The sequence below is a fragment of the Microbacterium resistens genome, assembly GCF_021172025.1.
Taxonomy (GTDB): domain Bacteria; phylum Actinomycetota; class Actinomycetes; order Actinomycetales; family Microbacteriaceae; genus Microbacterium; species Microbacterium resistens.
The window spans coordinates 580,780-605,551 of record NZ_CP082781.1 but is presented as its reverse complement, the minus strand read 5'-3'; the positions used below and the strand labels follow the sequence as shown (position 1 = coordinate 605,551).

Here is a 24,772-nt window from a genome sequence, read left to right as displayed (position 1 = left end):
CTCCCGCCTTACTTGTCCGCGCCGGTTCCGCCGCCGCCGTGCACGTCGCTGGCGTGCTCGCGGATGTGGTCGACGAAGCCGTACTCCAGCGCCTCGTCCGCCGTGAACCAGCGGTCGCGGTCGCCGTCGGCGTCGATCTGCTCGACGGTCTTGCCGGTCTGCGCGGCGGTGATCTCGGCCAGGCGCTTCTTCATCGACAGGATGAGCTGCGCCTGCGTCTGGATGTCGCTCGCCGTCCCGCCGAAGCCGCCGTGGGGCTGGTGGAGGAGCACGCGAGCGTTCGGGGTGATGTAGCGCTTGCCCTTGGTGCCGCTGGTCAGCAGCAGCTGGCCCATGGAGGCCGCCATCCCGATCCCGACGGTGACGATGTCGTTCGGCACGAACTGCATCGTGTCGTAGATCGCCATGCCGGCCGTGATCGATCCGCCCGGGGAGTTGATGTAGAGGTAGATGTCCTTCTCGGGATCCTCGGCGGCGAGAAGGAGGATCTTCGCGCAGATCTCGTTCGCGTTCTCGTCCCGCACCTCGGACCCGAGCCAGATGATGCGATCCTTCAGCAGCCTGTCGAAGACACTCGTCGCGACCAGGGGTTCAGCCATTTCCGCTCCTGTTTCCGTGTTCGGTGATTCGAATCTACCGGCGTCAACGCGACGGCCCGGCCGTGTTCGCCGTCGGCATATCAGGCGTCGTCGCGGGCCACCTCGCGCGCGTAGGCGGTCAACGACCGGTGGTAGCGCGGCAGGTGCGGGACGAGCGCGAGCAGGGCCACCGACAGCCCCTCCGCCGGGCGGCCGGCACTCGCGAGCGCCAGGGCGCGGAAGGCGGCGACCGCGTCGCGATAGGGCGAGTCCGGCTCCCGCTCCTGCTCCTCCGTGAGCAGGGCGAGAGCCTCGTCGACCGCGCCGAGGTTGCGCAGCGAGCTCGCCAGCTGGATGACCGCCTGGGGTCGGTGCTCCGCGTCCAGGCCCAACGCCAGCGCGCGCCGGTACAGCGGCACCGCCTCCTCGGGGCGGCCCGCCGAGTCCCTGGCCCCCGCCCTCTCGAACTCGGCCCGCGCATCGTCGGTGCCGCGTTCGGCCGCGAGGGCGTCGATCCGCGCGATCACCTCGTCGTCCACGAGACCGCCCGATGCGGCCTCCCAGACGGCGTCGATCCGGTCGTCCCACCTCGTCACGACTGCTCCTTCCCGGGATGACGAAGGGGCGGATGCCGCAGCACCCGCCCCTCCGGAGTCGCTACGCGATCACTCGGCCTTCTCGGCCGCCTCCTTGGCGGCCTTGCGCGTCGCCGGCTTCTTGGCCGGGGCCTTCTTCGCGGCGGGCTTCTCCTCGGCCGCGTCCGCGTCCTTCTTGGCCGGAGCCTTCTTGGCCGGAGCCTTCTTGGCGGCCGGCTTGTCCGCGTCGTCCTTCGCAGCGGCCTTCTTCGCCGGGGCCTTCTTCGCAGCCGGCTTCTCCTCCGCGGCCTCGCCGTCGCCCTCGGCGTCGTCCTCGGTCGCGACGAAGCCGGTCATGTCGACGGCCTTGCCGTTGGAGTCGACGACCGTGACCTTGCCCAGGGCGATCGCCAGCGCCTTGTTGCGCGCGACCTCGCCGACCAGGACCGGCAGCTGGTTCGCGGACTGCAGCGCCTCGACGAACTCCTGCGGGGCCATGCCGTACTGCGCGGCGGACTGGATGAGGTACTGGCTGAGCTCCTCCTGCGAGACCTGGACGTTGGCGTCCTCGGCGATCGCGTCCAGCAGGACCTGGGTGCGGAACTGCTTCTCGCTGGCCTCGGTCACCTCGGCACGGTGCTCGTCGTCCTCGAGACGCCCCTCGGACTCGAGGTGGTTGTGCACCTCGTCCTCGATGAGCTGCGGCGGCACAGGGATCTCGATCTTCTCGAGCAGCGTCTCCACGAGCTTGTCGCGCGCGGCGGAGGCCTGGGCGAACACGCCCTGCTGCTGGACGTTCTCGCGCAGGCTGTCGCGGAGCTCCGCGATGGTGTCGAACTCGCTGGCGATCTGCGCGAAGTCGTCGTCGGCCTCGGGGAGCTCGCGCTCCTTGACCGCCTTGACCGTGACGGAGACCTCGGCCTCCTCACCGGCGTGGTCGCCGCCGACGAGCGTCGAGCGGAACGTCGTGTCCTCGCCGGCGGTCAGCGACTCGATCGCGTCGTCGATCCCCTCCAGCAGCTCGCCCGAGCCGACCTCGTAGGAGACGCCCTCGGCACGGTCGATCTCGGCGCCGTCGATCGTCGCGACGAGGTCGAGCTCGACGAAGTCGCCGGTCGCGACCGGGCGGTCCACCGGGACGAGCGTGCCGAACCGGGCGCGGAGACGGTCGAGCTCGGCGTCGAGCGCCGCCTCGTCGGTCTCCACCGCGTCCACGGTGAGGGTGATGCCCTCCAGCGACGGGGTCTCGATCTCCGGACGGACATCCACCTCGATCTCGACCTTGAGGTCGCCGGAGAAGTCCTTCTCGTTCGGCCACTCGGTCACGTCCGCGGAGGGGCGGCCGACGATGCGGAGCTTCTGCTCGACCACGGCCTCCTGGAAGAAGCGGTCCAGGCCCTCGTTCACGGCGTGCTCGATGACGGCGCCGCGCCCGATGCGCTGGTCGATGATGGGGGCGGGCACCTTGCCCTTGCGGAAGCCGGGGATCTGCACGTCCTGCGCGATGTGCTCGTACGCGTGGTCGATGCTGGGCTTCAGGTCTTCGGGGGTGACCGTGATGTGGAGCTTGACCCGGGTCGGGGCCAGCTTCTCGACGGTGCTGTTCGCCATGCTGGTGTGTTCTCCTTGTGAATGTCCCGCGCATCTCCGGCGCGGCTGCGACGTCGTGCGAACCGACGTCGGGGCGACAGGATTTGAACCTGCGACCTCCCGCTCCCAAAGCGGGCGCTCTACCAAGCTGAGCTACGCCCCGGGTGATTGTGCCCGCGCACGCGGGAACGGCCCCGAGAAGTCTAACGGACAGGACTGCACCCGAACGTCCGGTATGCTCTTTCGAGTCGGTTCCGGTTCGCCGGGCCGCACGGACCCGGAGCTCGGCGACGGGCCCGGGGGCGTAGCTCAATGGTAGAGTCCCAGTCTTCCAAACTGGTTGTGCGGGTTCGATTCCCGTCGCCCCCTCAGCGAAAGGCCCCGCCGGTGCGGGGCCTTCTCCTTTTCCCGGGTCCGCGCGTGCGAGACTTCGGGAGATGACCAGCCCCACCGGATCCCACGCGCTGCCGCCGCGCTTCTCCAGCGCTCCCCCGCGTACCCGACGGCGTCGCGGGGTGCGCGCCCTGCTGCTGACCGGCGGCGCGCTCGTCGCGCTTTCCGCGGGAATCGGCGTCCACACGGCGGCGCAGCTCGGATACGACGACGCGCGCGACGGGTTCGCCGCGGCGGCGCGCGGCGCCGGCGTTGCCGAGCAGTCGCTCGACGCGCAGGTCCGCATCGCGCAGGACGCCCGCGACCTCTCCCTCGCCCTCGGGGACGACCCCGCCGGACTCGTCCCCGAGGACGCGCGCATCGAGGTGGAGCGGATCGGCACCGACCTCGATGCGTCACTCGCCGAGGCGGCCGACGCTCGCGACGACGCGACTCCTCCTCCGCCTCGCAAGCCCTTCTGGGCGTGGGAGGCGTGGGGCGCGGCGGACGCCTTGCAGGACGCCGCCACGGCGGCGGAGGAGCACGCGGGCGACCTGCGTTCGATCGAGAAGAGGCTCTCCACCACCGCGGATGACCTCGAGGACCGATCGGTGGCGGCCCTCGCCGTCTCCGTGGACGCCGCCCGCGCGGCGGAGGCGGAGAACGTGTCCGCACGCAATGAGGACGTCATCGCCCTGCGGAACGCGATCTCCGATCTGGATCGGGTCCTCGCCGATCCGGCCGTCGTGCGGGTGGACGGTCCGGCGGCGTTCCGCACGCTCGCGGCCGAGGTGCAGGACCTGCGCGCCTCCGCGGCGGCCGAGCTCGCCGAGAAGGACGGGCCGTTGTCCGCAGCGCGCCTCGAGGTGGAGGCGTTCGCGCGGTCCCTCGCACCCGGCGTCCTGATGGACTTCGACTGGGCCGTCCTCGTCAACGGACTGGGTGTGGACGGCTGGCTGTCCGGGCTCACCTGGTGGTGGTACGCGGACGGCGGCTACGCGACGATCGAGCTGTCGGACTCCATCGCCGAGCAGTGGCCGTCCGACGCCAGCCGGGCCCTCGTCGCGCACGAGGTCGGGCATGCGATCACCGTGCGCTGCTTCTCGATGTACGACACGACGGATCCGGATGCCACCGAGGCCTGGGCCACGGCGTGGGCGATCAGCATGGGCTTCCACGATCCGGCCAACGGGACCTCGGCGTACGGGCCGCCGCCGGAGGAGATGATCGCCGCCGCCGCGGCCTGTCGCTGACCGTTCCGTTGTCCGGCCGTCCTGAGTCCCCAGCGCCGGGACCGCACCGCCCGCGGGCACGGAGAGGGCCCCCACCGGCGGTGGGGGCCCTCTCCGTCGTGCGTCAGCGCTGTCCGCGGCGCTCGCGCAGCTGCTGGAGCGCGTCCTCGAGGAGCTGCTCGGCCTCCTCGTCGGTACGCCGCTCCTTCACATAGGCGAGGTGCGTCTTGTACGGCTCGGTCTTGGCGATCGCCGGCGGATTGTCCTTGTCCCGTCCCGCAGGCAGGCCGCTGTGCGGGTGGTCGATCACCTCGGGGATCTCCTCGTCGGGGAGCCCGGCGGCGAAGTAGCGCACCGTCTCGTTGCCGAGACCGTCCCAGTACGACACCGCGATGCGGTCGGCGTGGTAGCCGTGGTCCTGCTCCCCCATCGGGCCGGAGCCGACACGCGTCCCCCGGATCGCGTTTCCACCGGACGCCATCAGATCACCTCGAACTTCGTGATGAGCCCCAGCGCCACGATCGCGACGAACCACACGAGGGCGAGGACGATCGTGAAGCGGTTGAGGTTGCGCTCCGCCAGCCCCGACGAGCCCACGGCCGAGGTCATGCCGCCGCCGAACATGTCGGACAGACCGCCGCCACGACCCTTGTGGAGCAGGATGAGGAGCGTCAGCAGGACGCTGGTGATGCCCAGCAGCACCTGCAGGACGAACTGGAGAATATCCACGGATTGGCCTTTCGGTCGGGTCCCGTCTGTCAGGAGGCCGAGTTCCCTCGGCGGAAGAGGACCCGCGTAACGGTCAAGTATACGTCGAAGGGGCGACGCCCCCTCGGCTCACACCCCGACGTGCTTCTGGAATCGGACGATCGACGCGAACTCGTCCACGACCAGGCTCGCGCCGCCGACCAGGGCGCCGTCCACGTCGGGCTCGCGCATGAAGCTGGCGATGTTCGCCGCCTTCACCGATCCGCCGTAGAGGATCCTCGTGCGTGCCGCCGCGTCCGGGTCGAGAGCCTTCGCGAGCACGCCGCGCAGGGCCGCGCAGACGTCCTGCGCCTGCTGCGGCGTCGCGGCCTGCCCGGACCCGATCGCCCAGACCGGCTCGTACGCCACGACGATGTCCGCCGATGCGGGAACGCCCTGGAGCGCCGCCTCCAGCTGCCCGGCGGGAACCGCGCTGGCCCCGAACTTCTCCAGGTCCTCGGCGGTCTCGCCGACGCAGATCACCGGGACGAGCCCGTGCTTCAGCGCCGCCTTCACCTTCGCGGCGACCACCTCGTCCGTCTCGGCGTGGTACTCGCGCCGTTCGGAGTGCCCGATGATCACGTACTTCGCGTCGAGCTTCGCGAGGAAGGCGCCGGACACCTCACCGGTGTAGGCCCCGGAGTCGTGCATCGACAGATCCTGCGCGCCGAGGGCGAACGGGATCTTGTCGGCATCGATCAGGGTCTGGACGCTGCGCAGATCCGTGAACGGCGGGAACACGGCCACATCGACCGACCCGTCCTCGTGCTTGGCGTCCTTCAGCGTCCAGTGCAGCTTCTGCACGAACGCCACCGCCTGCAGGTGGTCCAGGTTCATCTTCCAGTTGCCCGCGATCAGCGGGGTACGAGCCGTTACGCCCATCCGAGCACCTCCAGGCCGGGTAGTTTCTTGCCCTCGAGGAACTCGAGGCTGGCGCCGCCGCCGGTCGAGATGTGCCCGAACCGGTCGTCGGCGAAACCGAGCTGCCGCACCGCCGCGGCGGAGTCGCCGCCGCCGACCACGCTGAGTCCGTCGACCTCCGTCAGCGCCTCCGCGACGGCCTTGGTCCCCGCGGCGAACGCCGGGAACTCGAACACGCCCATCGGGCCGTTCCAGAACACCGTGCGGGATCCGCGGATCGCCTCCGCGAAACGGGTCGCCGTCTCGGGCCCGATGTCCAGACCGATCCCGGACGCGCCGAAGGCCGTGTCCTCGATCGCGTCGGCCGCGGCGACCTCGTGCGGGGCGTCCGCCGCGAACGACGCCGCCACCACGACGTCCGTGGGCAGCACGAGCTCGACGCCGCGCTCCTTCGCATCGGCGATGTAGCCGCGGACCGTCTCGAGCTGGTCCTTCTCCAGGAGGCTCGACGCGACCGGATGGCCCTCCGCCGCGAGGAAGGTGAACAGCATGCCGCCCCCAACCAGGAGCCGGTCGACGCGCGGCAGCAGGTGCGAGATCACCCCGAGCTTGTCGCTGACCTTCGACCCGCCCAGCACGACCGTGTACGGACGCTCGGGCTTCTCGGTGAGCCGGTCCAGGACGTCGAGCTCGGCCGCGATGAGCAGGCCCGCCGCGGAAGGCAGGATCTTCGCGAGCTCGTAGACGCTCGCCTGCTTGCGGTGCACGACGCCGAAGCCGTCCGAGACCAGCGCGTCGCCGAGGGCGGCGAGCTGCTCGGCGAAGGCCGTGCGTTCCCCCTCGTCCTTCGCGGTCTCCCCCGGGTTGAAGCGCAGGTTCTCGAGCACGGCGACCTCGCCGGCGCCGAGCGCGTCGACGGTCTCGCGCGCGGACGCGCCCACCGTGTCGGACGCGAACGCCACGGACCTGCCGAGGAGCTCGGACAGACGGGTGGCCACGGGCGCCAGGCTGTACTGCGGATCCGGGGCGCCATCCGGGCGTCCCAGGTGCGAGACGACGATGACGCGGGCGCCGGCGTCGATGAGGGCGTTCAGGGTCGGCAACGACGCACGCACGCGGCCATCGTCCGTGATGACCCCGTCCCGCAGGGGGACGTTGAGGTCACAACGGACGATGACGCGCGTGCCGTCGAGCGAACCGACCGTCTCCCGGAGGGAGTCGAGGGTACGCAGGGTCATGGCGTGAGGTCAGATCCGCTCGGCCACGTACTCGGTCAGGTCGACGAGACGGTTCGAGTAGCCCCACTCGTTGTCGTACCAGCTCGACACCTTCACGAGGTTGCCGCTGACGTTCGTCAGCGTCGAGTCGTAGATCGACGAGTGCGGGTTGTGGACGATGTCGCTGGAGACGATGGCGTCCTCGTTGTACTGGAGGTAGCCGGCCAGGCGCCCCTCGTCCGCGGCCTTCTTGTAGGCCGCGTTGACCTCGTCGGCCGTCAGGTCGTCGCGCTCGGTGATGAGCGTGAGGTCGACGATCGAGCCGGTCGGCACCGGCACGCGGTAGGAGGAGCCGCTGAGCTTGCCGTTCAGCTCGGGAAGGACGAGGCCGATCGCCTTGGCGGCACCGGTCGACGCGGGGACGATGTTGATCGCCGCCGCGCGCGCACGGCGCAGGTCCTTGTGCGGGCCGTCCTGCAGGTTCTGGTCGGCGGTGTAGGCGTGCGCGGTCATCATGAAGCCGCGGACGATGCCGAACTCGTCGTTGAACACCTTGGCCAGGGGGGCCAGGCAGTTCGTCGTGCAGGAGGCGTTGGAGATGATGTGGTCGGTCTCCGGGTTGTAGGTCTCCTCGTTGACGCCCATGACGATGGTGCGGTCGTCGCCGGTCGCCGGCGCGGAGATGAGGACCTTCTTGGCGCCGGCCTCGATGTGCTTGCGCGCGTCCTCGGCCTTGGTGAAGAAGCCGGTCGACTCGATCACGATGTCGACGCCCAGCTCGCCCCAGGGCAGCTTCGCGGGGTCGCGCTCCGCGAACGCCTTGATCTCCTTGCCGTTGACGGTGATGCTGTCCTCGTCGTAGCTGATCTCGGCGTCGAGCACGCCTCCGACCGAGTCGTACTTCAGCAGATGCGCCAGCGTCTTGTTGTCGGTGAGGTCGTTGACTGCGACGATGTCGATGTCCGCGCCCTGCGCGAGAGCCGCGCGGAGGTAATTACGTCCGATCCGGCCGAAGCCGTTGATACCGATCTTGACAGACACGAAAGTCTCCTGGTTCTTACTCGAGGGATTGCGTGATTCTTGCAAATGACCCGGACAACGGCGTCCTGATGGGCTTTTCGCCCATCAGGACGCCCATCTTTTACGACAGTACCAGCAGTCCGTTCGTCTGCTCGCGGGCCACCTGCAGTCGCTGGGCGACGTTCTCCCAGTTGGCGATGTTCCACACGGCCTTGACGTAGTCCGCCTTGACGTTGAGGTAGTCGAGGTAGAAGGCGTGCTCCCACATGTCGAGCTGGAAGATCGGCACCGTGCCCTGCGCGGTGTTCGCCTGCTGGTCGAACAGCTGCTGGATGATGAGCTGCTGACCGATCGGGTCCCAGCTCAGCACCGCCCAGCCGGAACCCTGGATGCCCGTCGCCGCGGCGGTGAAGTGCGCCTGGAACTTCTCGAACGAGCCGAAGAACTCCTCGATCGCGGCCTTCAGCTCACCCTCGGGCTGACCGCCGCCGTTCGGCGAGAGGTTGGTCCAGAAGATGGAGTGGTTGACGTGACCGCCGAGGTTGAACGCGAGGTCCTTCTCGAGCTTGTTCACCGCACCGAGGTTGCCCGACTCGCGGGCCTCGGCGAGCTGCTCCAGCGCGGTGTTGGCGCCGGCCACGTACGCGGCGTGGTGCTTGTCATGGTGCAGCTCCATGATCTTCCCGCTGATGTGGGGCTCGAGAGCCGCGAAATCGTACGGGAGGTCGGGGAGCGTGTAGATCGCCATCGAATTCATCCAATCCGCGCCGCGCTCGCGGCGCTCACCGGTTCCCCACCCCGCCGGAACGCGGGACGAGGCGGACGATATCCATCCTATCGACGGGAACGTTCCGCGGAACCGGAACCTTCCCGGATGACGGCGATCCGCGTCACCCGGCTCAGACGTCGATGCCGGCGGGCACCGCGGACTCGGTGCCCGGGATGCCCTCGGCCTGCGCGCGCTTGTCCGCCATCGCCAGGAGGCGCCGGATACGGCCGGCGACGGCATCCTTCGTCATGGGCGGGTCGGCGTGGTGCCCCAGCTCGTCGAGGCTGGCGTCGCGGTGCGCGAGTCGCAGCTCGCCCGCCGTGCGGAGGTGATCGGGAACGTCGTCACCGAGGATCTCCAGCGCGCGCTCGACCCGTGCGCACGCGGCGACGGCAGCCTGGGCGGAACGGCGCAGGTTGGCGTCGTCGAAGTTGACCAGGCGGTTCACGCCCGCGCGGACCTCCCGGCGCTGACGCATCTCCTCCCACGCCGCCGCCGTTCGAACCGCGCCCATGACGGTGAGCAGGGCGCGGATCGCCTCGCCCTCGCGCACCACGACGCGCGGGAGACCGCGGACCTCGCGGGCCTTCGCCGCGATGCCGAGCCGATGGGCGGCGCCCACGAGCGCCATCGCCGCCTCGGACGACGGGCAGGCGACCTCGAGGACCGCCGAGCGGCCGGGCTCGCTCAGCGCGCCGGCGGCGAGGAAGGCGCCGCGCCACAGGCCGGCGAGCTCCTCGCGGGAGCCGGTGGTGAGGCGGTTCGGCAGACCGCGGACCGGACGGCGACGCTGGTCGAGCAGACCGGTCTGGCGGGCGAGGGTCTCCCCCGCGCCGATGACGCGGACGGCGTAGCGCGCGCCGTCCGTGCCCGAGGCACCCTGGATCTGCGCGATCTCCGGACGGACCCCGAAGAGCTCGGCGAGATCCCGGGCGACGCGACGAGCCAGCAGCTCGGCGTCCACTTCGGCCTCCACGGCGACCCGGTTGGCGATGGAGTGCAGACCGCCGGCGAACCTCAGCACCGCGGTCACCTCCGCGACCCGCACCGTCGGCGGTGCGTTCCGGATGCTGACGAGCTCTGCCTTGACGTCGGTGGTGAGTGCCACGGGTCTCCTTCGCGTTACCGCGCCGGGTCGCGGCGCAAGGGAATAGCCTACTCGGCTCCCGCACCCCGCATCGACCCGACCGGTGCGGCCGCGCGCGTCACTCCCGACCGAGATCGCGGTGACGGACCGTGACGGCCACGCCCGGCACCGACGCGAGCCGTCGGGCCAGTTCCTCGGCCACCGCCACCGAACGATGGCGGCCTCCCGTGCAGCCCACGGCCACCGTGGAATGGCTCTTGTTCTCGCGCTGGTAGCCCTCGAGCACCGGCTTCAGCGCCGCGGTGTACGCATCGAGGAACTCCTCCGCGCCCTCTCGGGACAGGACGAACTCGCTGACGGGCGCATCCTTCCCGGTGGAGTCCCGCAGCTCGTCGATCCAGAACGGATTGGGCAGGAACCTCATGTCGGCCACGAGATCCGCGTCGGACGGGAGACCGTACTTGAAGCCGAAGCTCATGATGGTGAGGCGGTGCCGGGCCGCCCCCTCCTCGGCGAACAGATCCGTGACCGTGGTCGCGAGCTGATGGATGTTGAACGCGGAGGTGTCGATCACGATGTCCGCGGCCTCGCGCAGCGGCGCCACCCGTGCCCGCTCGATCCGGATCCCGTCGAGGAGCGTGCCGTCGCCCTGCAGCGGATGCGGTCGCCGCACCGATTCGAACCGGCGCACGAGCACGTCGTCGGAGGCGTCGAGGAAGAGCACCCGCACGGAGCCGTGCTGTCGGAGCGCCCGTGCGACGCCGGGGAAGTCGTCGAAGAGGTTGCGACCTCGCACGTCGACGACCGCAGCGACCCGCGGCAGCGCGGCGCCGCCGAGATTCGCCAGGTCGAGGAGAGGACGGAGCATCTGCGGAGGGAGGTTGTCGACGACGTACCAGCCGAGGTCCTCCAGGGCGTTCGCGACCGTGGAACGGCCCGCGCCCGACATACCGGTGACGATCAGGAACTCGCCCTGGTCGGCGGCGCTCATGTCTCCCCCTTCGCTCCTGACCAGCCTACCGATCCGCGGGCATGCTCGGCGCCGGAGGCTCCGGGGCCGGCGCGAGCGCCGCCGGAGGGGCCTCGGCGTCCTCCGGCGACGGATCGGCAGGCGCCGTCCGCGTCGTGGCGAGATGCGTGTGGATGCTCTGCGCCAGCGCGGGACCGATGCCGGTGACCTCCTGGATCTGCGACGGTTCCGCGCGACGCAGAGCGGCCACTGACCCGAAATGCCGCAGCAGCGCGCGGATGCGGGCGGCGCCGAGGCCGGGCACCTCCGCCAGGACCGTGGTGATGTCGCGCTTGCGCTTCTTGCGCTGGTGCGTGATCGCGAACCGGTGCGCCTCGTCCCGCAGGCGCTGCAGCAGGTACAGCGCCTCGCTGGTCCGCGGCAGGATCACCGGGTACTCGTCGCCCGGGAGCCAGATCTCCTCGAGCCGCTTGGCGATGCCGGCCAGCCCGATCTCGGTGTGCCCGGCGTCGCGCAGCGCCCGTGCCGCGGCTTCCACCTGCGGCCGTCCGCCGTCCACGAGGAGAAGTTGCGGCGGATACGCGAAGCGCGGCCGCCGTTTCCCCTGCGGCGCCTCGGCCTCCGCGGCGTCCGCGGTCTCCAGAGCATCGGCCGGGGGCGCGCCGGGGGCGAGCGGCTCGCCCTCCGGGGCGTCCAGATGGGCGAGCCGACGGCGCAGCACCTGGTAGATCGAATCGGTGTCGTCCGTCGTCTCGGGGATGCCGAAGGATCGGTACTGGTCCTTGCGCGGGAGCCCGTCCTCGAAGACCACCATGGAGCCGACGACGTTGGTCCCGCTCAGATGGGAGATGTCGTAGCACTCGATCCGCAACGGCGCCTCGGCCAGTCCCAGCGCCTCCTGCAGGTCGGTGAGCGCCTGGGTGCGCGTGACGTAGTCGCTGGACCGCTTCATCTTGTGTCGCAGAAGGGCCTGCTGGGCGTTGACGGTGGCATTGCGCATGAGCTCGGCGCGCTGGCCGCGCTGCGCGACCGCGATCTCCACCTTCCGACCGCGGCGATCGCGCAGCCACTGCTCGAGCTCCGAGACGTCGTCCGGGAGGGAAGGCACGAGGACACGGCGCGGCACGGCGTCCCCCTCCGCCTCGCCGTAGGCACGCTGCAGGACCTGATCCACCAGGTCCCCGCCGCTGATGTCGATCTCCTTCTCCACCGTCGAGGCGCGGACGCCGCGGACCCGGCCGCCACGGATCACGAAGTGCTGCACCGCCGCGGAGAGCTCGTCCTCCGCGATCCCGAACAGGTCCGCGTCCTCGTCCTGGGGAAGCACGAGGGCGCTCTTGCCGAGCACGGCCTCGATCGAGGCGAGCTTGTCCCGGTACCGCGCGGCGTTCTCGTAGTCCATCGCCGCCGACGCCTCGCGCATGCGCCGGGTGAGCTCCCGGGTGAAGCGCTCGTCACCGCCCTCCATGAACGCGATGAAGTCGTCCACCATCGCCCGGTGCTCCTCGATCGTGACCGTCATCGAGCACGGCCCGCCGCATTTTCCGATCTGCCCGGGGAAGCAGGGCCGCCCCGTCTGCATCGCCCGGCGGTAACTGGCGTCGCTGCACGTGCGGATCGGGAACGCCTTGATCATGAGGTCGATGGTCTCGTGGACGGCCCACACCTTCGGATACGGGCCGAAGTACCGCGCACCGGGGATCCGACGGTTGCGGGTGACCAGGACCCGCGGGGCCTCGTCACCGAGCGTGACCGCCATGAACGGATAGGACTTGTCGTCCTTGTACCGGACGTTGAAGGGCGGATCGAACTCCTTGATCCACATGTACTCGAGTTGCAGCGAATCCACGTCCGTGGGCACGACCGTCCACTCGACAGAGGTGGCCGTGGTGACCATCCGCCGGGTGCGTTCGTGCAGCGTCCGCAGCGGCGCGAAGTAGTTCGACAGCCGTTGACGGAGGTTCTTCGCCTTACCGACGTACAGCACGCGCCCCTGGGCGTCGCGGAAGCGGTACACACCGGGATCGGTCGGGATCTCCCCCGCCCGCGGCTTGTACGGGAGCTCTTGCGCCATCAGCTCGCCTTGCGCTCGGACACCGGCTCCCTGCGCTTCACCGCCCGCGGTGCCGATGCGCGGCCCGCGCGCCCTTCGGGCTGCAGGATCTCCGCCAGGAAGCGACCGGTGTGGCTCTCGTCCACCTTCGCGACCTGCTCGGGCGTGCCGGTGGCGATGATCTGCCCGCCGCCGGAGCCGCCCTCGGGGCCGAGGTCGATCACCCAGTCGGCGGACTTGATCACATCGAGGTTGTGCTCGATCACGATCACGGTGTTGCCCTTGTCCACCAGCCCGTTGAGCACCTCGAGGAGCTTGCGCACGTCCTCGAAGTGCAGACCCGTCGTCGGCTCGTCGAGCACGTAGATGCTGCGGCCGTTGCTCCGGCGCTGCAGCTCCGTGGCGAGCTTGACCCGCTGCGCCTCGCCGCCGGAGAGCGTGGTCGCCGACTGGCCCAGACGCACGTAGCCGAGACCGACGTCCACGAGGGTGCGCAGGTACCGGTGGATCGCCTGGATGGGCTCGAAGAACTCCGCGGCCTCCTCGATCGGCATCTCCAGGACCTCGGCGATGTTCTTCCCCTTGTAGTGGACGGCAAGAGTGTCCCGGTTGTAGCGCTTGCCGTGGCAGACCTCGCAGTCGACGTACACGTCGGGGAGGAAGTTCATCTCGATCTTGATGGTGCCGTCGCCCGAGCAGGCCTCGCAGCGACCGCCCTTGACGTTGAAGCTGAAGCGGCCGGGGAGGTACCCGCGCACCTTCGCCTCGGGCGTCTCGCTGAAGAGGGTGCGGATCCGGTCGAACACGCCGGTGTACGTCGCCGGATTGGACCGCGGCGTGCGCCCGATCGGGGCCTGGTCGACGTGGACCACCTTGTCGAGATTGTCCAGCCCGGTCACGCGGGTGTGCTTGCCGGGCACGGTGCGCGCTCCGTTGAGACGCGCCGCGAGGACCTGATAGAGGATGTCGTTCACGAGCGACGACTTGCCGGATCCGCTGACGCCGGTGACCGCCGTGAGCACTCCGAGCGGGAAGTCCGCCGTGACGCCGCGCAGGTTGTTCTCGCGCGCACCGACCACGCTGAGCATCCGCTTGCGGTCGATCCGACGCCGCTTGGCCGGCGTCGGGATCTCACGGCGCCCCGCCAGGTAGTCACCGGTCATGGAGTCGGTGTCGCCGAGCAGTGCCTCGTAGGGCCCGGAATGGACGACGACCCCGCCGCCGACGCCCGCGCCGGGACCGATGTCGACGACCCAGTCGGCCGCCTCGATCGTCTCTTCGTCGTGCTCCACCACGATCAGCGTGTTGCCCAGGTCGCGGAGGGTGAGCAGCGTCTCGATCAGACGGCGGTTGTCGCGCTGGTGCAGCCCGATCGAGGGCTCGTCCAGCACGTAGAGCACGCCGGTGAGCCCGGAGCCGATCTGGGTCGCCAGGCGGATGCGCTGAGCCTCGCCGCCGGAGAGCGAGCCCGCCGACCGACTGAGGTTCAGGTAGGACAGACCGACCTGGAGCAGGAAGTCCAGCCGCAGACGGATCTCCCGCAGCACCTGGGCGGCGATCTTCGCCTCTCTCGGCGTGAGCTCGAGCCGCTGCATGAACTGCTGCGCCTCCGCGAGGCTGAGGTGCGAGACCTCCGCGATCGAGTGCCCGTGCACCTGGACCGCCAGGACCTCGGGCTTGAGCCGGTCGCCGTTGCAGACCGGGCACGGGACCTCACGGAGGTACTCACCCCACCGACCGCGCTGCGTGTCGCTCTCGGCCTGCAGATACTGCCGCTCGATGTACGGCACCACGCCCTCGAAGCCCGAGGAGTACCGCATCTCCCGCCCGTAGCGGTTCTTCCACTTGACGGTCACCTTGTAGTTGTCGCCGCGCAGCACCGCCTCCTTGACATCGGAGTGGAGCTCGCGCCACGGCGTGTCGAGCGAGAAGTCGAGGTCGCGGGCGAGACCCTCCAGGAGCCGCTCGTAGTACTGGAAGAGGCCCTTGCCCTGCGTGGTCCAGGGCAGGATGACGCCCTCGCGGATCGAGAGCTCCTCGTCACCGAGCATGAGATCGACGTCCACGGACATCCGTGTGCCGAGACCCGAGCATGCCGGGCAGGCGCCGAACGGGGCGTTGAACGAGAACGTGCGCGGCTCGATCTCGGTGAGCGTGATCGCGTGGCCGTTCGGACAGGCCAGCTTCTCCGAGAACGACTGCCATGCGGCGTCGCCGCTCTCGTCGACGAAGTTGACCTGCATGACGCCGCCCGCCAGAGACAGCGCGGTCTCGACCGAGTCCGTGACACGCCCGAGGATGTCCCCCGAGGCCACGAGGCGGTCGACCACGACCGCGATGTCGTGCTTGTAGCTCTTCTTGAGCGTCGGCGGCTCGGAGAGCTGGATCATCTCGCCGTCGACGATGGCGCGGGCGTAGCCCTTGGCGCCGAGCTCGCGGAAGAGGTCGACGAACTCGCCCTTCTTCTGCGAGACCACCGGCGCGACGATCTGATAGCGGGTGCGCTCAGGCAGCTCCATGAGCTGATCGGCGATCTGCTGCACCGTCTGACGCTGGATCCGCTCGCCGCACTCCGGGCAGTGCGGGACGCCGATGCGCGCCCACAGCAGACGCATGTAGTCGTAGATCTCGGTGATGGTGCCGACCGTCGAGCGAGGGTTGCGGTTCGTCGACTTCTGGTCGATCGACACCGCCGGGCTGAGCCCCTCGATGAAGTCGACGTCGGGGCGGTCCACCTGCCCGAGGAACTGACGGGCGTAGGCGCTCAGCGACTCGACGTAGCGACGCTGGCCCTCGGCGAAGATCGTGTCGAACGCGAGGCTGGACTTGCCTGATCCGGAGAGACCGGTGAAGACCACGAGCGAGTCCCGCGGGATCTCGAGGTCGACGTTCTTGAGGTTGTGCACGCGGGCACCGCGGACACTGAGTTTTCCTGGGCTGGCGACGGGAACAATGGGCACCCGACAAGTTTAGGAGGGGCCACCGACATCGGCTCCGCGAGCGGCGGAACCCCGGCGCATCAGCTGCGTCGTCGCCGTCGCGACGACCAGCAGCAGCGCGGCCCCGAGCGGCGCGAGCCAGGCCGTGTCCGCCGCACCGGCCTGCGGGAGCAGCGCCGCCGTGGCCGCGACGGGCTGCGCGATCGCCTGGATCACGACGAAGCGCCGCAGCACGGGCCGGAGCAGGCCCGGCGCGATCCGTGAACCGGCGGGGATCGTCAGCGACAGTGCTGCCAGCACGTGGATCGCGTGGACGAGCAGGACCGCGAGCGCCGTGCGGCCCGGCGACGGCGCGGTCAGCAGCACGCCGATCGGAAGGCAGGCCGCGCCCGCCCACGCAGCGAACGAACGCGGAAGAACCACCGACACGGACGCTGCCGCGACGGCCACCACCTGCCAGACGATGAACGGGGTGAGGGCGAGGACCCCCGCCGTCGTGACCAGGAGCACCAGCAGCCGAGGAACGATCCCGGGAATGCCGCGCGGGACGCGCAGTTCGTGCGCCCGTCTCTTCATCGTCGCCCCCGCCCGGCCCCGGCGCGACCGTGCGCGGCGACGGCCCGCAGGGCGGCGTCGGCACCGTCGTCGTTCCACGCCACGACCTCGACCCCCGCGCCGCGCAGGTCCGCCATCACGTCCTGACGCTCGGCGAGCAGCGTGCGCACCGCGACCGTCTGCTCGGCGGTCAGCCGCGCCGTGTCCGGCTCGGGGAGGACGTCCACGGCGACCACCGCGTGGCCGCCCGCGCGCCAGCGCGTGGCGATCTCCGCGGCCGCCCCGTCGAAGAACGTCGACAGCACGAAGACGATCGATCCGCTCCCGATCGGGGGCGTGCGCCGGAACCGTGACCCGTCCCCGCTCGCCCCCGTCCCGGCGATCACACCGCGGAGGCGCGCGAGATGACGGGCGCCGGAACCGCTGCGGACGGCCCGCCCGCCCGGGGCCAGGACGTGGAAGGCGACCCGGTCGCCGGTCTCGACCGCGCACGTCGCCAGTGACAGGGCGGCCTCACGGGCGAGGTCCAGGGACGTGACACCGCTGCGCTCCCGGTCCGGCGTGCCCCAGGAGGCGACGACCGCTCCCAGATCGTCGGCGGTGTCCATCGCGATCACGACGGCGCTGTCGCTCAGCGCCTGCGTGCGGCGGACGAGCAGGTCCCCCGGCCTTCGGGCGGCCCGGGCCGTCGCACGCCAGTCCACGCGGCGGAGCTCGTCCCCGGGCGCGAACGGGTGGATGTCCCGGAACTCGCCGCCCTGACCGATCCGCGACCCTTCGTGCGCACCATGGAGCCCTGTCAGCCGGACGGAGGTCGGGAGCCGGTCGAGCCGTCGCGTCCGCGGCGCCGCCTTCCAGGTCAGGCTCCCGGCCGGGACGACCTCGCTCACCCACGCGCCGTCGGCCGCGACCGCGCGTGCGGTCAGGCGGAGCAGCTCGATCGGACCGGAGTGGCTCAGCCGGCTCCGCGACCGCAGCACGCCGCTGCCGGGCGCCACGTCGACGGTTCCGCTCCTGCGCCGGTCCTGATCCACGGCGAACTGGACGGCCTCCGCGTCGGCCCGTACGTCGACGGCGACGTGCACCTCGGCCGCGTCCCCGGCGCGGGCGCTGATGCCGACGTCGATCCGGCCCGCCGCCGGCCGCCGCCACAGCGCCCAGGCCGTCGCGAGCGCGAGCGGCGTCGAGAGCGCGACGACGTCCGCCCGTGAGGCGGCGAGCCCCACCGCGGCGAGCAGCACCGCGCCGATGATCCCGAGGGGCACGACCGGTGTCTGCCGCCAGCGCAGGGGCACGCGGACGGCGACGCGTTCGGCGGGGCCGGACGACTCGGCCGGGTCGGGGGAAGCGCCCTGCGCCGTCCGCGGGCCGCGGCGGAGACCGGTCACGGCGCGGCGCCCACGGTCGGAGGCACCGGGGTCTGCGCGAGCGCCGCGGTCACGACCGATGCGGGGTCCGTGCCCTGCGCCCATGCCTGGGGCGTCAGCGTGAGGCGGTGAGCGAGCACCGGGACCGCGATGCGCTTGATGTCGTCGGGGCGGACGTATCCCCGTCCGTCGAGCGCGGCGAGGGCGCGTCCGAGGAGCACGAGCGCCTGTGACCCGCGCGGGGAGGAGCCGACGGCGACCGGGGCCGCCTCGCGCGTCGCGCGTGTGAGTGCGACGCCGTACCGGACCACGTCCGGATCGACGTGGATCCGTTCGACGGCCTCCTGGATCCGACGGAGCCCCGCGCCGTCGATCACGGGCTCCACGACGGTGTCCGGGCGTCCTCGACGGACCCGCTCCAGGATGATGTCCGTCTCGGCGTCGGGCGTCGGATACCCGACCGACAATCGCACCATGAACCGGTCCAGCTGCGCCTCGGGCAGCGCGTAGGTCCCCTCGTACTCGACGGGGTTCGCGGTGGCGATGACGTGGAACGGCTCCGCCAGCGGGAACCGCCGCCCCTCGACCGTGACCTGACGCTCGGCCATGGCCTCGAGCATCGCCGACTGCGTCTTGGGCGTCGTGCGGTTGATCTCGTCGGCGAGCAGCATGCCCGTGAAGATCGGGCCCGGACGGAACTCGAAGTCCGTCGAGCCCGGGACGTACACGAAGGATCCCGTGACGTCGCCGGGCAGCATGTCGGGCGTGCACTGGAGACGGCGGAAGTCCAGTCCGAGCGCGGCCGCGAGGCTTCGCGCGGCGAGGGTCTTGCCGAGACCGGGCACGTCCTCGAACAGCACGTGCCCGCCGGCGAGGATCGTCGCGAGCGCGACGGACAGGGGCTCGTCCATCCCCACGACGGCGGTCCGCACGCCGGCGAGCACGCGCCGCCCGACCTCCGCGACCTCGTCCACGTCCGGCGCGGGTGTCTCATCGTGATCGGTCATGTCCATCGTCCTCTCGGTCGTGTCGTGCGTCTGCGGAGGCCGGCGCGAGCCGGTCGACCGCGTCGAGGATCCGACGCAGATCGTCGCGACGGACCTCCTTGGCGGTGAGGGCCGTCCGCAGGTCCTGCCCCAGCAGGGCGTCGATCCGGGCCGCCGAGGCCGGATCGTCCAGATCGAGGCCCCGGCGGGACAGCCGCCGACGGACGACCCTCTGGACGCGGCGCACGATCGCGTGTCCCGCGACTCCCGTACGGGGATTGATGGACCACGCGAGCCGGGACACGTCAGAACCGACGACCGGCCGTTCGGGTTCGGCGGGAGGCCACGTCGCGGTGTCGTCGAAGACCGTCCGCCGGGCGACGACGACCCCCGCGGCGACGAGCAGGAGCCACGCGATCGAGAATCCCCACGGCGCGCCCAGCGTGACGAGCACCGCCAGCACCGGGATCGCAAGGGCGACGCCGATCAGCACGGGCCCGATCCGGGCTCTCATCGCCACGCCTCCTCGATACGGCGGAGCAGCCGCGCGGCCTCCGCGCGATCGCGCTCCGATGCCGTCGCCCCGCCGAAGCGAACGTCCTCGTACAGCCGGAGCAAGGCGGTCACCTCGGCAGCCGATGCGCGATGCCGCGAGAGGATCCGCACCGCCAGCTCTCCCGCGGTCTCGGACGCACCACGGGACTGCCCCGCCCGTGCAGCCGTCTGCTCCAGCCCGACCCACGCGGCGACGATCGCGTCGTGGGGGCGTCCGATCGCCGTAATGGCGTCCAGGGCTCCGGCGATCCCGGCGCGCACCACGGGGGCGTCGGCCGCCGGATCGGACGCGTCGGGGGCGGGCATGGCGTCCTGCAGCTGCACCCCCGCCCGAACGCGCAAGGGGCGATCGCGCCATAGTCGTCGGAGGAGGACGACGAGCCCGGAGATCAGCAGAGCGGCGAGGGCGATCGCGACGAGGATCCCGAGGACGACGCCGAGCCAGGCCAGCGCCGCGGGATCCTGATCGCGGACGTCCGGCGGCGCGGTCCCGGCATCGATCGAGGGCGGCGGAGAGGGCGTGACCGCGCCGGCGCCCTCGAACAGCAGCTGACCGAAGACCGGCCGCCCCTGCAGTGCCGCGAAGGCCATCAGCACCAGGATCAGCACCACCAACGCCGATCCGCCGGCGACCGTGCGACGCGCCTCGATTCCCCTCGTGGGTCGCGTGTCGTCGCGGCGCATACGCCCCACCCTAGGTCACCGCCGCTCTCACCCCCGGTTCTCCACAGGCGACGCCCGGAGACGGATACCGCGGGCTCAGAGCGTCACGGCACCGGCATACGGCGCCAGACCGTCGCGGACGGCGGCGGCGTCGTGGGCGGAGATGCCCAGCCGAGCGAGGACCTGACCCGGGACCGCCAGCGCCCGCTCGCGCAGTGCCCGGCCGGCGGCCGTGAGGCCGATGTCGAGGCGCCGCTCGTCCGCGGAGCTCCGGACGCGCTCCACCAGTCCGTCCGCCTCCAGACGCTTGACGAGCGGGGACGCCGTGGCCGGATCCATCGCGAGCTCGGTGGCCAGCTCGCGCAGCGTCCTCGGCGCCTGCTCCCACAGCGCGAGCATGACGAGGTACTGCGGGTGCGTCAGGCCCAGCGGCTCGAGGATCGGTCGGTAGATGGCCACGACGTTGCGCGCGGCGGTGACCAGGGCGAAGCACAGCTGGTTCTCCAGTCGCAGCATCTCTTCCGGCGTCGGTTCCTCCATGGCGTCGATGATACCTCGCACACAAATCATTAGTACACTAAGCAGTATGAACAACACCCCGGATCCGAGCCCAGCCCCTCGTCCGCCGCTGCGGACGAGGATCCGCGAGGCAGGCGGCCTCTACGCGTGGTTCAACACGAACCTCATCCGGTTCGCCGGCCCGGCGTCGGTCGGCCCGTACGAGGCGACGCCTCCTCCGTCCGACGCGGAGAGGGCACAGCGCGCCTGCCCGCTGTGCGGCGCTCCGATGACCTCACACGAGATCGACCGATCGGGACCCAAGCCGCTGATGCACTGCCCCTGACCGGCCCCCGTCTCCTCACCCCTCGCCGTCGTCACTGCCGTCGGGCCCGCGCGAGGGCGCCGCGTTGTCCTCACGCGCGGCGTCGATCCAGAACATCAGCTCCGCGTCCCCGAACCCGGTGGTGTCGACGTCGAGCCACCGGGTCCCCATGCTGCGCGCGCCCATCACCGCCACGCGAGCCTCCGGACGCGTGACGAGCTCCTCCCCGTGCTCGTCGCTCAGCCGGACCAGGAGGACGCCCCCGCGGCGCGCGCCGACCAGGATCCGGTCGTTGACCATGAAGACGCGGCTTCCGAACATCCGCTTCTCCTCGAGCGTCGGCTCGTCGGCCAGCAGCGCCCGCACGCGATCCGCAAGCTCGGTCCCCGCCTCATCCATGCCGTGCTCCCGTCGCTCGATCGCCGGTTCAGGCGTGTCCTGCCCGTTCCATGGCCCGCAGCTCCTTCTTCAGGTCCTGCACCTCGTCGCGAAGCCGGGCAGCCAGCTCGAACTTCAGTTCCGACGCCGCCGCGAGCATCTGGTCCGACAGGTCGGCGATGGTCGCCTCGAGCTGCTCCGCCCCCTCCGCGGCGATCCCCTCGCGACGCAGGTTCGGAGTGGGCGACTTGCCCTTCCCGCTCCGGCCCGCCCGCCCGCCGCGCCCGGACAGCATCTCGGCGGTGTCCGCTCCCTCGCGGGCCAGCACCTCCGTGATGTCGGCGATGCGCTTGCGCAGCGGCTGCGGATCGATGCCGTGGGCCGTGTTGTACGCGATCTGCTTCTCGCGGCGCCGCTCGGTCTCCTCGATCGCGTTGCGCATGGAATCGGTCATGTTGTCGGCGTACATGTGCACCTCGCCCGACACGTTTCGGGCGGCACGGCCGATGGTCTGGATGAGCGACGTGCCCGAACGGAGGAAACCCTCCTTGTCGGCGTCCAGGATCGCCACCAGCGACACCTCGGGCAGATCCAGCCCCTCCCGCAGGAGGTTGATGCCGACCAGCACGTCGTACACCCCGGCGCGCAGCTCGGTCAGCAGCTCGACGCGACGCAGCGTGTCGACGTCGGAGTGCAGGTAGCGCACCTTCACGCCGTGCTCGCCGAGGAAGTCGGTGAGCTCCTCGGCCATCTTCTTCGTCAGGGTCGTCACGAGCACGCGCTCGTCACGCTCCACCCGCAGGCGGATCTCCTCCAGAAGATCGTCGATCTGGCCCTTGGAGGGCTTCACCACGATCTGCGGGTCCACGAGCCCCGTCGGGCGGATGATCTGCTCCACGACGCCGTCGGCGACGCCCATCTCGTACTTGCCCGGCGTCGCCGAGAGGTACACCGTCTGGCCGATCCGCTGCGTGAACTCGTCCCACCGCAGCGGGCGGTTGTCCAGGGCGCTGGGAAGGCGGAAGCCGTGATCCACCAGGGTGCGCTTGCGCGAGGCGTCCCCCTCGTACATCGCGCCGATCTGCGGCACGGTCACGTGCGACTCGTCGATGACCAGGAGGAAGTCGTCGGGGAAGAAGTCCAGCAGCGTGTGCGGCGGCTCGCCCGGCTCGCGACCGTCCATATGGCGCGAGTAGTTCTCGATCCCGGAGCAGAAGCCGAGCTGCTGCAGCATCTCCAGGTCGAAGGTCGTCCGCATCCGCAGTCGCTGCGCCTCCAGCAGCTTGCCCTGTCGCTCGAGCTCCGCGAGCCGCTCGGCGAGCTCCTCCTCGATCGAGCCGATCGCCCGCTGTACGACATCGGTGCCGGCCACGTAGTGGGACGCGGGGAAGATCGGCACGGCGTCGAGCCGCTCGATGATCTCGCCGGTGAGCGGGTGCAGCGAGTACAGCGCCTCGATCTCGTCGCCGAAGAGCTCGATCCGGATGGCGTGCTCCTCGTACACCGGGATGATCTCGATGGTGTCGCCGCGCACCCGGAAGTTCCCCCGGGAGAAGTCCACGTCGTTGCGGTTGTACTGCATCGAGATGAACTGGCGGATCAGCGCATCGCGGTCGTATCGCTCCCCCACCTGAAGCGCCACCATCGCGCGGAGATACTCCTCGGGCGCACCCAGTCCGTAGATGCAGGACACCGTCGACACGACCACCACGTCGCGCCGCGACAGCAGGGAGTTCGTCGTCGAGTGCCGCAGCCGCTCCACCTCGGCGTTGATCGAGGAGTCCTTCTCGATGAAGGTGTCCGTCTGCGGGACGTAGGCCTCGGGCTGGTAGTAGTCGTAGTACGACACGAAGTACTCGACCGCGTTGTGCGGCATCAGCTCGCGGAACTCGTTCGCGAGCTGGGCCGCCAGGGTCTTGTTGTGCGCGAGGATCAGCGTCGGGCGCTGGACCTGCTCGATCAGCCACGCGGTCGTCGCGGACTTTCCCGTGCCGGTGGCGCCGAGCAGGACCACGTCCGTCTCGCCGGCGTTGATCCGGGCGGCGAGCTCCGCGATCGCCTGCGGCTGGTCGCCGGAGGGCGCGTACTCGCTGACGACCTCGAAGGGCCGGACGCTGCGGGTGGGTTGCATGACTACCAGCGTAGGCGGGGCCACCGACACGCGGGCCGGACGGCCGTTCATCCGCACAGCGGTCGGGCGTCCGCCGCCGTCGCGGCCTAGAGTGAGGGCGTGATCGAGTTCGTGATCGGCTCCAGCCTGGCCGCGGCAGCGGGCCTCAACGCCTGGATGCCGCTGTTCCTGCTCGGTCTCGCCGACCGCCTCCTGCCCGCGGTCGCTCTGCCCGCAGGATGGACCTGGCTGTCCAGCGACATCGCGCTCTGGGTCATCGGCGCGCTGCTGCTCGTGGAGATCGTGGCCGACAAGATCCCGGCCCTCGACTCCGCGAACGACGTCCTGCAGAGCATCGTCCGCCCCGCGGCGGGAGGCATCGCCTTCGGCGCCGGGTCGAACGCGCAGACCGTCGCCGTCGACGACCCCTCGACGTTCTTCTCGACCAACGCGTGGGTGCCCATCTTGGCCGGCATCGCCATCGCCCTCGTCGTGCACGCGGTCAAGGCCACCACCCGGGTCGCCGCGAACACGGCGACCGCCGGGATCGCGGCCCCCGTGCTCAGCACCTCGGAGGACGCCGCCTCCTTCGCGCTCGCCGCCGCGGCGATCGTCGTTCCTCTCCTCGCCGCCCTGCTGCTGATCGGCCTGATCGTCGGCGCCGTCGTCCTCGTCCGACGCGCCGCACGCCGCCGACGGCGGTCCGCGGACGCGGCGCCGCCGGTCACGCCCGCCTGAGGCGCTCCCACAGGCGATCGGCCTGACGACGGGTGTCGTCCAGGGAGCCGGTCGTGTCGATCCGCACGTCCGCGATCGCGCGGCGCGCCTCGTCCGAGACCTGCGCCGCGATCCGGGACCGGGCGGCCTCTCTCGTCATCCCCCGCTCGGTGACGAGACGCTCCTCCCGCACTTCCGCGGGGGCGTCGGCGACCACGATCAGGTCCCAGGGATCGTTCGCCCTGGCCTCCACGAGCAGCGGCACGTCGTAGACGACGAGCGCGCCCGGATCCGCGGCGAGGGCCCGCTCGAACCGGCGGTGCGACTCGTCGCGGACCGCGGGGTGCACGATCGCGTTCAGGTCGGAGAGCGCCGCGGGGTCGTCGAAGACCATCGCTCCGAGCGCAGCGCGGTCGAGCGAGCCGTCGGCGGCGATGACCTCCTGACCGAACCTCTCGGCGATGCGGGCGAGCACGGGCGAGCCGGGGGCTTGGACCTCCCGGACGATCGCATCGGCGTCGACGACGACGGCGCCGTGCTCGGCCAGACGAGCGGCGATCGTGGACTTCCCCGAGGCGATCCCGCCGGTGAGCGCGATGAGCGGCATC

25 protein-coding genes and 2 tRNA genes are annotated in these 24,772 nt (G+C 70.9%); 4 read left to right on the top strand and 23 right to left on the bottom strand.

Annotated features, from left to right (window positions below; translation table 11 throughout):
* Positions 1-8: 8 nt before the first annotated feature.
* The 4 genes from K8F61_RS02830 to K8F61_RS02815 all read right to left on the bottom strand — a co-directional run bounded on the left by K8F61_RS02830 (position 9) and on the right by K8F61_RS02815 (position 2,906).
* Positions 9-599, bottom strand: coding sequence for an ATP-dependent Clp protease proteolytic subunit (locus tag K8F61_RS02830; RefSeq protein WP_067244762.1), 591 nt, complete (start codon positions 597-599; stop codon positions 9-11).
* Positions 600-679: 80 nt separating this feature from the next.
* Positions 680-1,174 carry a tetratricopeptide repeat protein gene (locus K8F61_RS02825; RefSeq protein ID WP_219084574.1) on the bottom strand — a complete coding sequence of 165 codons (495 nt, stop codon included), beginning with the start codon at positions 1,172-1,174 and terminating at the stop codon, positions 680-682.
* A gap of 69 nt (positions 1,175-1,243) precedes the next feature.
* On the bottom strand, positions 1,244-2,764 hold the full coding sequence (gene tig, locus K8F61_RS02820; protein ID WP_219084573.1) for a trigger factor: 1,521 nt from the start codon (positions 2,762-2,764) through the stop codon (positions 1,244-1,246).
* A gap of 68 nt (positions 2,765-2,832) precedes the next feature.
* A tRNA-Pro gene (locus tag K8F61_RS02815) sits at positions 2,833-2,906 on the bottom strand.
* A 135-nt stretch (positions 2,907-3,041) separates the two neighbouring features.
* On the opposite strand from K8F61_RS02815, the gene K8F61_RS02810 reads away from it, so the two are divergent.
* Both K8F61_RS02810 and K8F61_RS02805 read left to right on the top strand, forming a co-directional pair.
* Positions 3,042-3,112, top strand: a tRNA-Gly gene (locus K8F61_RS02810).
* A gap of 68 nt (positions 3,113-3,180) precedes the next feature.
* Complete coding sequence (locus K8F61_RS02805; RefSeq protein WP_231820611.1) at positions 3,181-4,368, top strand: hypothetical protein; 1,188 nt, start codon at positions 3,181-3,183, stop codon at positions 4,366-4,368.
* A gap of 103 nt (positions 4,369-4,471) precedes the next feature.
* Here K8F61_RS02805 and K8F61_RS02800 read toward each other — a convergent pair whose 3' ends face one another.
* The 16 genes from K8F61_RS02800 to K8F61_RS02725 all read right to left on the bottom strand — a co-directional run bounded on the left by K8F61_RS02800 (position 4,472) and on the right by K8F61_RS02725 (position 20,676).
* On the bottom strand, positions 4,472-4,828 hold the full coding sequence (locus K8F61_RS02800; protein ID WP_067244753.1) for an RNA polymerase-binding protein RbpA: 357 nt from the start codon (positions 4,826-4,828) through the stop codon (positions 4,472-4,474).
* The gene (gene secG / locus K8F61_RS02795) at positions 4,828-5,076 is read right to left on the bottom strand and encodes a preprotein translocase subunit SecG (RefSeq protein WP_067244751.1); all 249 of its coding nucleotides are present in this window, start codon (positions 5,074-5,076) and stop codon (positions 4,828-4,830) included. The genes K8F61_RS02800 and secG overlap by 1 nt, the downstream gene beginning before the upstream one ends.
* 108 nt (positions 5,077-5,184) lie before the next feature.
* Positions 5,185-5,976: a triose-phosphate isomerase gene (gene tpiA, locus K8F61_RS02790; protein ID WP_231820610.1), complete on the bottom strand. Its 792-nt coding sequence runs from the start codon at positions 5,974-5,976 to the stop codon at positions 5,185-5,187.
* Positions 5,967-7,193 (bottom strand): phosphoglycerate kinase, encoded by a 1,227-nt coding sequence (locus K8F61_RS02785; RefSeq protein ID WP_231820609.1) that lies wholly within the window; start codon positions 7,191-7,193, stop codon positions 5,967-5,969. The genes tpiA and K8F61_RS02785 overlap by 10 nt, the downstream gene beginning before the upstream one ends.
* Before the next feature lie 9 nt (positions 7,194-7,202).
* A complete protein-coding gene (gap, locus tag K8F61_RS02780; RefSeq protein ID WP_067244744.1) occupies positions 7,203-8,213 on the bottom strand; it encodes a type I glyceraldehyde-3-phosphate dehydrogenase in 1,011 nt (336 codons plus the stop codon).
* A 100-nt stretch (positions 8,214-8,313) separates the two neighbouring features.
* Complete coding sequence (locus tag K8F61_RS02775; protein ID WP_067244742.1) at positions 8,314-8,940, bottom strand: superoxide dismutase; 627 nt, start codon at positions 8,938-8,940, stop codon at positions 8,314-8,316.
* A 151-nt stretch (positions 8,941-9,091) separates the two neighbouring features.
* Positions 9,092-10,069: a DNA-binding protein WhiA gene (whiA, locus tag K8F61_RS02770; protein ID WP_067244740.1), complete on the bottom strand. Its 978-nt coding sequence runs from the start codon at positions 10,067-10,069 to the stop codon at positions 9,092-9,094.
* Positions 10,070-10,166: 97 nt separating this feature from the next.
* Positions 10,167-11,039, bottom strand: a complete 873-nt coding sequence (gene rapZ / locus K8F61_RS02765) for an RNase adapter RapZ (RefSeq protein ID WP_067244737.1) — start codon at positions 11,037-11,039, stop codon at positions 10,167-10,169.
* Between the two features lie 25 nt (positions 11,040-11,064).
* A complete protein-coding gene (gene uvrC, locus K8F61_RS02760) occupies positions 11,065-13,092 on the bottom strand; it encodes an excinuclease ABC subunit UvrC (RefSeq protein ID WP_219084570.1) in 2,028 nt (675 codons plus the stop codon).
* Complete coding sequence (gene uvrA, locus K8F61_RS02755) at positions 13,092-16,031, bottom strand: excinuclease ABC subunit UvrA (protein WP_067244735.1); 2,940 nt, start codon at positions 16,029-16,031, stop codon at positions 13,092-13,094. Before uvrA ends, uvrC begins: the two co-directional genes overlap by 1 nt.
* A 9-nt stretch (positions 16,032-16,040) precedes the next feature.
* Positions 16,041-16,586 (bottom strand): hypothetical protein, encoded by a 546-nt coding sequence (locus K8F61_RS02750; RefSeq protein ID WP_231820608.1) that lies wholly within the window; start codon positions 16,584-16,586, stop codon positions 16,041-16,043.
* On the bottom strand, positions 16,583-17,953 hold the full coding sequence (locus K8F61_RS02745; protein ID WP_231820607.1) for a DUF58 domain-containing protein: 1,371 nt from the start codon (positions 17,951-17,953) through the stop codon (positions 16,583-16,585). The genes K8F61_RS02750 and K8F61_RS02745 overlap by 4 nt, the downstream gene beginning before the upstream one ends.
* Positions 17,950-18,939: an AAA family ATPase gene (locus K8F61_RS02740; protein ID WP_231820606.1), complete on the bottom strand. Its 990-nt coding sequence runs from the start codon at positions 18,937-18,939 to the stop codon at positions 17,950-17,952. Before K8F61_RS02740 ends, K8F61_RS02745 begins: the two co-directional genes overlap by 4 nt.
* Positions 18,923-19,432, bottom strand: a complete 510-nt coding sequence (locus K8F61_RS02735; RefSeq protein WP_231820605.1) for a hypothetical protein — start codon at positions 19,430-19,432, stop codon at positions 18,923-18,925. The genes K8F61_RS02740 and K8F61_RS02735 overlap by 17 nt, the downstream gene beginning before the upstream one ends.
* Complete coding sequence (locus K8F61_RS02730) at positions 19,429-20,157, bottom strand: DUF4129 domain-containing protein (RefSeq protein ID WP_231820604.1); 729 nt, start codon at positions 20,155-20,157, stop codon at positions 19,429-19,431. The genes K8F61_RS02735 and K8F61_RS02730 overlap by 4 nt, the downstream gene beginning before the upstream one ends.
* Positions 20,158-20,232: 75 nt before the next feature.
* Entirely contained in the window at positions 20,233-20,676 is a 444-nt protein-coding gene (locus tag K8F61_RS02725; RefSeq protein ID WP_067244147.1) for a MarR family winged helix-turn-helix transcriptional regulator, read from the bottom strand.
* A gap of 46 nt (positions 20,677-20,722) precedes the next feature.
* On the opposite strand from K8F61_RS02725, the gene K8F61_RS02720 reads away from it, so the two are divergent.
* Positions 20,723-20,980 carry a hypothetical protein gene (locus K8F61_RS02720; RefSeq protein WP_231820603.1) on the top strand — a complete coding sequence of 86 codons (258 nt, stop codon included), beginning with the start codon at positions 20,723-20,725 and terminating at the stop codon, positions 20,978-20,980.
* Between the two features lie 15 nt (positions 20,981-20,995).
* Here the strand turns inward: K8F61_RS02720 and K8F61_RS02715 are convergent, their stop codons facing one another.
* Entirely contained in the window at positions 20,996-21,358 is a 363-nt protein-coding gene (locus tag K8F61_RS02715) for a TfoX/Sxy family protein (RefSeq protein WP_067244151.1), read from the bottom strand.
* A 28-nt stretch (positions 21,359-21,386) separates the two neighbouring features.
* Positions 21,387-23,468, bottom strand: a complete 2,082-nt coding sequence (gene uvrB / locus K8F61_RS02710; protein WP_067244153.1) for an excinuclease ABC subunit UvrB — start codon at positions 23,466-23,468, stop codon at positions 21,387-21,389.
* Positions 23,469-23,567: 99 nt separating this feature from the next.
* Here uvrB and K8F61_RS02705 point away from each other — a divergent pair, with 99 nt between their 5' ends.
* The gene (locus K8F61_RS02705) at positions 23,568-24,185 is read left to right on the top strand and encodes a DUF4126 domain-containing protein (RefSeq protein WP_231820602.1); all 618 of its coding nucleotides are present in this window, start codon (positions 23,568-23,570) and stop codon (positions 24,183-24,185) included.
* Here K8F61_RS02705 and coaE read toward each other — a convergent pair.
* Entirely contained in the window at positions 24,172-24,771 is a 600-nt protein-coding gene (coaE, locus tag K8F61_RS02700; RefSeq protein ID WP_219084563.1) for a dephospho-CoA kinase, read from the bottom strand. The two genes, K8F61_RS02705 and coaE, sit on opposite strands and share 14 nt — an antisense overlap.
* Position 24,772: the final 1 nt, after the last annotated feature.